Origin of the sequence: Veillonella sp. oral taxon 780 str. F0422 (genome assembly GCF_000221605.1) — a bacterium.
Taxonomy (GTDB): domain Bacteria; phylum Bacillota; class Negativicutes; order Veillonellales; family Veillonellaceae; genus F0422.
The window spans coordinates 1-9,828 of sequence record NZ_AFUJ01000070.1; the positions used below are offsets into that span (position 1 = coordinate 1).

A 9,828-nucleotide genomic window follows, 5' to 3' on the forward strand; every position below is an offset into this window, starting at 1 on the left:
CTATAACCATTAATTTTTTCATATAAACATCTCCTATTAATAGATTTATGTATCCTTAATTATATCATATTTCCTGCTCTCATGAGTGATGAAAATATAGGTTATTCCTGTATGAACCCTTGCTATATAAGCCAATATTCCTTAGAGTAAATATAAAAATAGTTGCAAAACTGTACGCCCTATGATATACTACTTTAGTAATAATACAGTAAATCACAAGGAGGTGACTCAATTGCCAAATATTAAATCCAGTATTAGAAGCGTAAAAACGGATGCTGAACGTCGTGCGAAAAATTCTGCTGTAAAATCTCAAATTCGTACAGCTACTCGTAAGACTGTAGAAGCTGCTCAAGCAGGCGCTGTAGAAGAAGCTAAAAAAGCACTAGTTCATGCTACAAGCGTAATTGATAAAGCAGCCTCCAAAGGCGTTCTTCATAAAAATACTGCAGCTCGCAAAAAATCCAATTTAGCAGCTAAAGTAAATGCTCTATAATGAACTCTAAAAGAGGGTTAACAAGGAGAAATACCATTTCTCTTAGTTAACCCTCTTTTTTATATATCACCTCAATATTCTAGATCCACCGTAAGATACTAGTATGTATGCATGTATCTACTGATTCTAGTATTCCTCTATAAAAATTATCAAGGCAATTATAACAAAAGGAGCTACTTTCATAGCTCCCCTCGTCGCATTCGTTCAAGTTTTTCCGCCACATCCCCATCAATATGTGCACCTAATTCATTACGTTGTAATGTCATAGCATCACGTTGATGATAACCTGTATATCGTTTACGTTCTTCTTGTTTAGCTAAGTCAATTTGATGACGTAATTCACGTGCTGATATGCGTAATCCTCCAAATCCTAAAATTTGGCTTTGTTCTTCCCCATCACTTGTTACGACGTAGATTGTCTTATATTGACCCTTTTTACTAAATACTTCACGCTCAATATAGGCATCTGCCGTCTCATGAGTACCCGTAAAGACCTCAATAAAATCTGCAGATATACGCTGTTCATCTGCTGTAAAAGGTGCGTGCTTACCATCAAATACAAGAATAATTTTATATCCCTTATAGGTCCCATAATTGAGTAATCTATGACGTAATTCTAATCGGGCATGTTCTAAAGACTCCTTACTGAGTGATTTCAAGTCAGCCCAATCAAAAATAACATTATACCCATCTACAATTAAAATATCTTTTTTCATAGTATACCTATTATCGTTGACGTCTCGCTTCATATAAAAGGACCGCTGCTGCTACCGATGCATTTAATGAGTTAATGGTTCCAAACATAGGAATCGTTACCAATACATCACACAATTCCTTTGTCAATCGACTTAGACCTTTTCCCTCATTACCAATGACCAATACAATAGGACCTGTCATATTGACATCATACATCACAGTCCCATCCATATGAGCACCCATCACCCAGAATCCTTGACTTTTTAATTGCTCAATGGTCTGTGCTACATTACCAATTTGCACCAAAGGAATCGATTCTACAGCCCCTGCAGAGGTTTTACTTACCGTCGCATTAATAGGCGCATTATGACGTTTGGGAATCAATACAGCCGTAGCACCAACACACTCTGCCGTACGAATGATGGCCCCCATATTATGAGGATCTTCCACACCATCCGTTAAAATTAACAACGGATGTTCTTCCGTACATGCCAGCAATACATCTTGTAACTCTTGGAACTTCACTGCATTCACCAAGGCTACCACACCTTGATTCGGCACGTCACTAGGATACTTCTGTAAATCCCGTTCCTTCACGCGACGAACCTCAATACCCTTAGACTTTGCCAAACCCAATATCTCCGAAAGAGAGCCACCTTGCTTACCTTCTGCCACTAAAATACGATGAATCCCTCGATCCGACTTCAGCGCCTCACGCACAGCATTACGACCTACAATAAACGTATCCATGAAAACCTCAAACCTTCCCAACAGTAATACTACCTATTTTAGTTAAGCTATTACTATTACATAGCATCTATGTCATATCATTAGAATCTATAAAAACTAGCCACTACTAGCTATTACTCTATTATACCATTAAAAGAGGACAACCCCAAAATAAGACATGAGCGCCCCCCTGAAACGTTGTCACACCCACTAGTACAATGAAAAAACATATTCTATGCCATGTCACGTTCATCTGTCGTTAATTCAGAAAACACAAGAAGAGCACGGTGTGCCCCCGAACAAACATCATGAAATGCCGTTTGAGAGGGGGTATACCGTGCTCTTCCCTTTTCACCTGAGCACCATCTGCTGAAAGGTTGTCATCCTATATACTTTTAGAGAAATACGCCATAGACTTCCAAGAAGATATATTTGTATCTGCTATAAGAAGTCTGTAGCTTTTTGATGATTAGCTGAAGACCTAGAAGAGCACGGTGTGTTCCTGAAGAAACATCATGAAATGCCGTTTCTGAAGGAATATGCCGTGCTCTTCCATTCCACAGATTAAGAAAACGCCACAGACTTCAATACAAGTTAATTAATGAAAGCCTATGGCGTATTTATATTCATGCTACATACGTGACAACGTTTCAGTAAAAGCGAATTCCATGAGAGTAGTAAGTCTCTCCTCATCCCCCTTGCGATAGGTATACCCCAACAACGCCTCAAATGCTGTACTCATGCGGTATTCCTGTACACTGGCACTTTTCGGTACATGCACATTACTATTGCGAGCCCGTTTTGCCACTAATAACTCTTCCTCTGTCAGAGTTGGCTCTAATGCCTGTAATACTTTCGCCTGTGCTTTTGCATTGATAAATGACGTCACTACATCATGAAGTATTTGTGTTTTTGTAATGCCCGTTTCTACTACACGATTTCTGATAAATAAGGTATATACACCATCCCCAATATAAGCAAGCATAAGAGAGTCCTCTAAAGGACCCTCTCCATTTGCTTCTACTTTCACTGAAGATTTTAATTTATCAATCGTCATAGATCGTAGCTGTTTATATCGATTAAAGTTCACGTTTTTTCCACCGTGCCCCTTGTGGGGAATCTTCAATGATGATGCCAATATTTGCCAATTCATCACGAATGGAGTCTGCAATGCCCCATTGTTTTTGCTCACGAGCACATTGACGAATATTCAAGATGACTTCCATTAATTGATTGTATTCTTCGTTACTAGTTTCTTGACCTTTCCAGCCCTCTTCTAATAAACCTAGAATATCTAACATCATTTTAAAGATCTCTTTAACTTCACCAATAGTGCTATGGCATACAGTGCCATCACAACTTTGAACAGATTGGTAATAGATGTTAATTTCTTTTGCCAAACCATAAATTGGTGCTGTTGCTAAGGCTGTATTGAAATCATCGCTCATAGCTGCTTCAAACTCTTCTTCATAGTTACGAGCATTTTTCAATAATTCTGCTGCTTCTAGTTCACACAATCCTTCTGGACGACTTTCTAAGTACAGTAAGTTGTCAATCACGGTTTGAAATCGTTCAATAGCCTTAGTCGCTTCATCTAAGCGTTCATCACTGAAGTCCAATGGACTACGATAATGTGTACTCAACAAGAAGAAACGCAATGCATCTGCACTATATTGTTCTAAAATATCTTTCACCAAGAAGAAATTGTTCAAGGATTTACTCATTTTTTCTTGATTAATCGTAATGAAACCATTATGCACCCAATAACGTACAGCTGGATGGTGTTCAGAGCATCCTTCAGATTGGGCAATTTCATTTTCATGATGAGGGAAGATTAAATCAGATCCACCGCCATGGAAGTCAAATTCTTCGCCCAAATATTTTTGACTCATGGCAGAACATTCAATGTGCCAACCTGGTCGACCTTGCCCCCAAGGGCTTTCCCAGAATGGTTCGCCTGGTTTTGCCGCTTTCCATAAAGCAAAGTCCATTGGATTTTCCTTACGGTCATCTACATCTACACGAGCACCAGCTTCCATATCGTCTAACGTACGACCAGATAGTTTACCATAATGCTCAAATTTCTCTACACGATAGTACACATCACCATCTACTGCATAGGCATAGCCATTGTCGATTAATGTAGTGATCATGGAAATAATTTCTTCCATATGCGTAGACACACGAGGATATACATCGGCACGACGCACATGTAATGCATCCATTACATCATAGTATGCATCAATATAGCGATCAGAGATTACATTCCATGCTACCCCTTCACCATTAGACGTATTAATGATTTTATCATCCACATCTGTAAAGTTTTGTATATATGTTACTTTATAGCCTACATGGCTCAAATAACGACGAATGGTATCCCATGTCACAAAAGGACGTGCATTACCAATATGAGGATGATTATATGGTGTTACACCGCATACGTAGATGCTAACTTCCCCTTCTTTCACAGGTTGGAATACTGATTTTTCACGAGTCATCGTGTTGAAAACGGTCAGTTCTCTCATTAGAAATAGCCTCCTTGTATGCACTTAGCCTAAACGGCGAAGTACTTTTTCTTTGCCAAATAAGGTAATAATATAATTCAAGTCAGGACCATGCATTTGACCTGTGGTAGCAATGCGAATTGGCATAAATACAAATTTGCCTTTTAATCCTGTTTCTTTCATAATCGCTTTGATTGCTGCTTTGACAGCATCTGGGGTAATCTCATCCATAGCTTCAATTTTTTCTTTAAAAGCCCCAATTACTGTTGGATAGGATTCTTCTGCTTTCACAGCTGCAATCTCTTCTGCATGTTCTGCATCTTCTAGGATATCATCTTGGAAGAACATATTTACTTCATCTACGATTTGAGCACCATAACTAATATGGTCTTTCACGCAAGTACAAAGCATTGTGAGCCATGCTTGTTCCTCTGTAGACGGACTTTCACTAGCGTAGCCAGCTTTTACCAAATGAGGTAAACATAATTCATATAATGCATCTGGTGTCAATTGTTTCATATAATTGAAATTAATATAATTCAATTTATCAATATCAAAGACAGCTGGATTTTTTGCCACTCGATCCATAGAGAATTTTTGACACAACTCTTCCTTAGTGAATAGTTCTTCCTCACCTTCAGGAGCCCAGCCTAGTAAGGCTAAGAAGTTCACAATCGCTTCTGGTAAGTATCCCAACTCACGGTATTGTTCAACAGAGGTAGCACCATGTCGCTTACTCATTTTTTTGCCATCTTTGCCCATAATCAAGGAAATATGACCAAATGTTGGTACATCCCAACCCAAAGCCTTATAGATCACGATTTGACGTGGTGTGTTAGATAAATGTTCTTCCGCACGAATAACATGAGAAATACCCATTGTATGATCGTCTACCACAACGGCATAGTTATAGACTGGAATCCCATCAGATTTAACAATAACGAAATCCCCAATACCATTAGATTCAAAGGATACATGACCACGAACCATATCATCAAAAGCTACTGTTTCATGCAATGGAACACGTAATCGGATAGTTGGTTTACGTCCTTCTGCTTTGTAGGCCGCTTTTTGTTCTTCTGTTAAATGATGACAATGTCCATTGTATTTAGGTGTTTCACCACGACCTAATTGTTCTTCCCGAACAGAATCTAATTCTTCTTGAGAACAATAACATTCGTAAGCATTACCAGATTCTAATAATTGTTTCGTCACTTGATCGTAAATATCTAAGCGTTCTGTTTGACGGTATGGACCTGCTTCGCCCCCTACGTCAACACCTTCATCCCAGTCCATACCAAGCCATTTAAGAGCAGCCTTAATATTTTCTTCGCTTTCACGAGTAGAACGAGCTTGGTCAGTATCTTCCACGCGCAATAAGAATGTACCTTGCTCCTTGCGAGCTAATAAATAGTTAAATAATGCGGAACGAGCTCCACCAATATGAAATGGACCGGTTGGACTCGGTGCAAAACGAACTTTCATGAGTTATAACTCCTCTCTTTCATACATTGAAACAACAGCTTGTGCGGCTATACCTTCTGTTCTTCCCAAGGCACCTAACCCTTCATTTGTCGTTGCTTTAATACTAATTCTACTAAGAGGGATGCCTAAATCCACACTTAGATTTTCTTTCATTTTTTCAATATGAGGTTTCAATTTTGGAGCTTCTGCAATGACCATGATATCTGCATTGTAGATTCCAAAATTTGAGTCCTTTAATAATTGTACCACTTTTTCTAATAATAGCCTACTAGAAATCCCTTTGAAAGCATCATCTTCTGGAGGAAAATAATAGCCAATGTCTCGCATACCTGCAGCCCCTAGCATAGCATCCATAAGGGCATGAATCAACACATCCGCATCAGAATGCCCATCAGGACCAATAGGGCTATCGATAGTTACCCCTCCTAATACACAAGGTCGTCCCTCTTTGAAACGGTGGATATCATAACCATAACCAATACGCATCATAGATTCTACTCCTAAATACTTCTTAGCAATTGCCACATCTTCAGGGACTGTTAATTTAATATTTTTTCTATCCCCTTCTACAATGTGCACTGGGTTTCCTTGAAACTCTACTAAAGACACATCATCGGTTCCTTTATATCTGTGTTCTTCCGCATATACATAAGCATCTAACAAAATAGCAGTTTGAAACCCTTGTGGTGTTTGCATTCCATATAATTCAGAACGTACTAATGTTTCTTCTACATATCCCTCTGCATTCACACGTTTTATCGTATCTACTACAGGAATGGCTGGCACTGCAGCTCCATATACTTTAGCCCCCTCAACCACTCGATGAGCTAACTCCTTGTTCGCTAATGGTCTTGCACCATCATGCACTAATACAATCTCTGCTCCATTCGATACTTGTGAAAGTCCAGCAGCTACAGAGTCTTGTCGTTCTGCACCGCCAATCACATATTGTACCATCCACGGTACCTGCATAGCTTCTACTTGTTCTTGAATAGAGAGTTGATCTTCTTCCGATACAACCACAATGACTTCTTCCAAGCCTTCCCATTGTTTCATGTGATGTAAATTCCATTGTAACACTGTATACTGTCCTAACGGCATACACACTTTATTCTCTGTATAGCCCATTCGGCGTCCTGCACCTGCCGCTAATAAGATACAACTAATCATGGTACTCCCTTTCTAGGAATTTGATTCCTCTACACGGGCAAAAATCATTCGTCCCGCACTAGTTTGTAATACAGAGGTAACTACTACATTTACTGTTTGATCCACATAGTCTACACCATTTTCCACAACAATCATAGTACCGTCATCTAAATAGGCAACTCCTTGATGTGGTTCTTTACCAGCTTTCATAATACGTACTAGTAAGGTTTCACCACTCGTCATTTTTGGCTTAATAGCATTTGCCAGATCATTCAGGTTCAACACCCCAACTCCTTGCAAGGTAGCTATTTTATTCAGATTAAAATCATTAGTTATGAGCTTCCAATGTTTATCCATACTAAGGCGAATCAATTTCAAATCTACTTCTGATAGATCTTCATAATCAAAATCTATGATTTCCATAGATTCTGTTAATTTTTCACGCATTGTCTGTAGTAAGTCTAACCCTCGTCTGCCTTTATTACGTTTCAAAGTATCCGCAGAATCAGACAATTTTTGTAATTCTTCTAGTACAAATACAGGCACTATGAAAGGACCTTCCAAAAATCCTGTGTTCACAATATCTAAAATTCGACCATCAATGACAACCGATGTATCTAAGACCTTAGCAGAACAAGTTCGGATTTCTTTTACTTTTGATTCTTTAGGTGATCTACCCTTATTGAGCAATCCTCTAAACGTATAAGATACCATAGCTTTATATAAGTCTGGCCCTTTATCCATCCCCAAACGAATCCCTATATATCCCAATACAGCACTAAGCGCGATAGGTAAGTATGAGCCAATAATTGGTACACGCTCAAAAGCCATACCAATTAAATTAGCAATAATGAGTCCAAATAATAATCCTATCGTGCCAGCTACTAGTTGTTGACTAGGAACTCGACTTAAAATACGTTCAATTTGTTTTGCTACTCTTAATCCTATACGCAAAATAAACTGGGACACTAAATAACCGATAAAAGCTGCTAGTAAGATACTTATGGAATAGTACAATATCATCACTGCAGAGATTCCAAATACACCCATTTGCAGCATCTTTTCATCCCATATAGATACCATAAGTGTTGATAGTGCATCTGCTCCGACGTACCCCATACTGCCAAATAAAATAGCAATAGCATAGCGCAATAATTTATAAATCATATGGTCACCTCCTCTTTTTTAGTATACTATCCCTACGTGTAATTCTAATGAATACTTCATAGTAAAGACTTCGCACATAGGGTTAGAAAATACTTTTCATCACTTCTTGAATACTAGTCACCCCTTGTATAGAGATACCTTCTTGTATTCCTTTTAGTTGTTTTACATTTCCAGCAGGAATTACAAATTGTTTAAACCCTAATTTCTTAGCTTCCGCAATTCGTTGTTCTATTCTTGGAATACTACGAATATTACCTGTCAAGCCTACTTCACCTAATATCACCATATCTGGAGGTACAGGCTTATTTTTTAAGTTAGAAATTATGGCTACTGCCATGGCTAGGTCACAAGCAGGTTCATTAATTTTTAAGCCCCCAATAATAGTAACATAAACATCTTTGTTACCTAAGGTAAAGCCACAGCGTTTTTCTAATACTGCTAGAAGTAAAATCAGCTTATTTAAATCATATCCAATAGCGGTTCTTCGTGGCATACCAAAGGCAGTGGATACCACTAAACTCTGCACTTCTACCAAGATAGGTCGTACTCCTTCTAAGTAAGCCATTATGGCAGATCCTGTTTCTTCTTCTGATCGCTCTGCTAATAGAGTCGCTGATGGATTGAGGAGTTCACCTAACCCTTCTTCTTCCATGGTAAATAATCCTGATTCCGATGTAGATCCAAATCGATTTTTAATTCCTCGTAAAATACGAAATTGATAGGACCGTTCTCCTTCAAAATACAATACTACGTCTACCATATGCTCTAACATACGAGGTCCTGCGATAGTACCATCTTTGGTAACATGACCAATGATGATGACTGGAATGTCTTGATCTTTTGCAAAGCGTAACAATCTTGCTGTACATTCACGAACTTGACTGACACTTCCCGGTGCAGATTCTACAGAACCTACATACATAGTTTGGATAGAGTCAATCACAAGTAACATTGGTTGACTTCGTTTAGCTTCATTCAATATGGTATCTAAATTAGTTTCTGCTTGCACTAAGAGATTGGAAGAATTGATACCTAGTCGATGAGCTCTCAGCTTTAACTGCATATCTGATTCTTCTCCAGATGCATATAGGACTTTACCTGACTCTTCTGCAATACGACCAGACACTTGTAACAGTAAGGTAGACTTACCAATACCTGGGTCCCCACCTAGCAAGATTAACGCACCAGGTACAATACCCCCGCCAAGAACACGATCAATTTCTCCATATCCAGAAGTAATTCGGGCAATAGCGCCTACCTCAATCTCTGTCAAAGCCTTGGGCTTGTTATCTTCATCTTTTACCGGTCGATAAGACGCTACATACTTTGTTTTAACTTCCGGTTGCAGTTCTTCCTCCACCGCCGTATTCCAAGCACCACAAGCAGTACAACGACCAAACCATTTCGATGATTCATTTCCACACTCTGAGCAGAAAAAAACTGTTTTCTTTTTAGCCATATATACCCTTTCTTATAAAAATAATGCGCGTCACTGAAAAGAAACGCGCACTACTCTTCGGGCAACACCGTTTATTTCGTACCGAAAATACGATCTCCCGCATCACCAAGACCAGGTAAAATATATCCATGGTCATTTAATTT

General features: G+C 38.8%; 10 protein-coding genes. 1 reads left to right on the plus strand and 9 read right to left on the minus strand.

The features are described 5' to 3' along the window. The first annotated feature begins 232 nt into the window (after nt 1–232). Nucleotides 233–493 carry a 30S ribosomal protein S20 gene (gene rpsT / locus HMPREF9200_RS07650; protein ID WP_009354152.1) on the plus strand — a complete coding sequence of 87 codons (261 nt, stop codon included), beginning with the start codon at nt 233–235 and terminating at the stop codon, nt 491–493. A gap of 179 nt (nt 494–672) precedes the next feature. Here the strand turns inward: rpsT and HMPREF9200_RS07655 are convergent, their stop codons facing one another. From HMPREF9200_RS07655 to HMPREF9200_RS08350, 9 genes are all read right to left on the minus strand, one after another. Next, entirely contained in the window at nt 673–1,209 is a 537-nt protein-coding gene (locus HMPREF9200_RS07655; protein ID WP_009354153.1) for an NYN domain-containing protein, read from the minus strand. A 10-nt stretch (nt 1,210–1,219) separates the two neighbouring features. Beyond that, a complete protein-coding gene (gene rlmB, locus HMPREF9200_RS07660; RefSeq protein WP_009354154.1) occupies nt 1,220–1,939 on the minus strand; it encodes a 23S rRNA (guanosine(2251)-2'-O)-methyltransferase RlmB in 720 nt (239 codons plus the stop codon). Nucleotides 1,940–2,549: 610 nt separating this feature from the next. Further along, nucleotides 2,550–2,975, minus strand: coding sequence for a Mini-ribonuclease 3 (locus tag HMPREF9200_RS07665; protein ID WP_009354151.1), 426 nt, complete (start codon nt 2,973–2,975; stop codon nt 2,550–2,552). 22 nt (nt 2,976–2,997) lie between these two features. Next, nucleotides 2,998–4,446 carry a cysteine--tRNA ligase gene (cysS, locus tag HMPREF9200_RS07670; RefSeq protein ID WP_009354149.1) on the minus strand — a complete coding sequence of 483 codons (1,449 nt, stop codon included), beginning with the start codon at nt 4,444–4,446 and terminating at the stop codon, nt 2,998–3,000. Between the two features lie 24 nt (nt 4,447–4,470). Further along, nucleotides 4,471–5,910, minus strand: a complete 1,440-nt coding sequence (gltX, locus tag HMPREF9200_RS08770; protein WP_009354156.1) for a glutamate--tRNA ligase — start codon at nt 5,908–5,910, stop codon at nt 4,471–4,473. A 3-nt stretch (nt 5,911–5,913) separates the two neighbouring features. Further along, nucleotides 5,914–7,080, minus strand: a complete 1,167-nt coding sequence (ispD, locus tag HMPREF9200_RS08775) for a 2-C-methyl-D-erythritol 4-phosphate cytidylyltransferase (RefSeq protein WP_009354150.1) — start codon at nt 7,078–7,080, stop codon at nt 5,914–5,916. A gap of 12 nt (nt 7,081–7,092) precedes the next feature. Next, nucleotides 7,093–8,226, minus strand: coding sequence for a PIN/TRAM domain-containing protein (locus tag HMPREF9200_RS07685; protein ID WP_009354155.1), 1,134 nt, complete (start codon nt 8,224–8,226; stop codon nt 7,093–7,095). 82 nt (nt 8,227–8,308) lie between these two features. After that, nucleotides 8,309–9,685, minus strand: coding sequence for a DNA repair protein RadA (gene radA, locus HMPREF9200_RS07690; RefSeq protein WP_009354157.1), 1,377 nt, complete (start codon nt 9,683–9,685; stop codon nt 8,309–8,311). A 71-nt stretch (nt 9,686–9,756) separates the two neighbouring features. Continuing rightward, a partial coding sequence (locus HMPREF9200_RS08350; protein WP_303733755.1) for a uracil phosphoribosyltransferase occupies nt 9,757–9,828 on the minus strand: 72 nt, incomplete at its 5' end.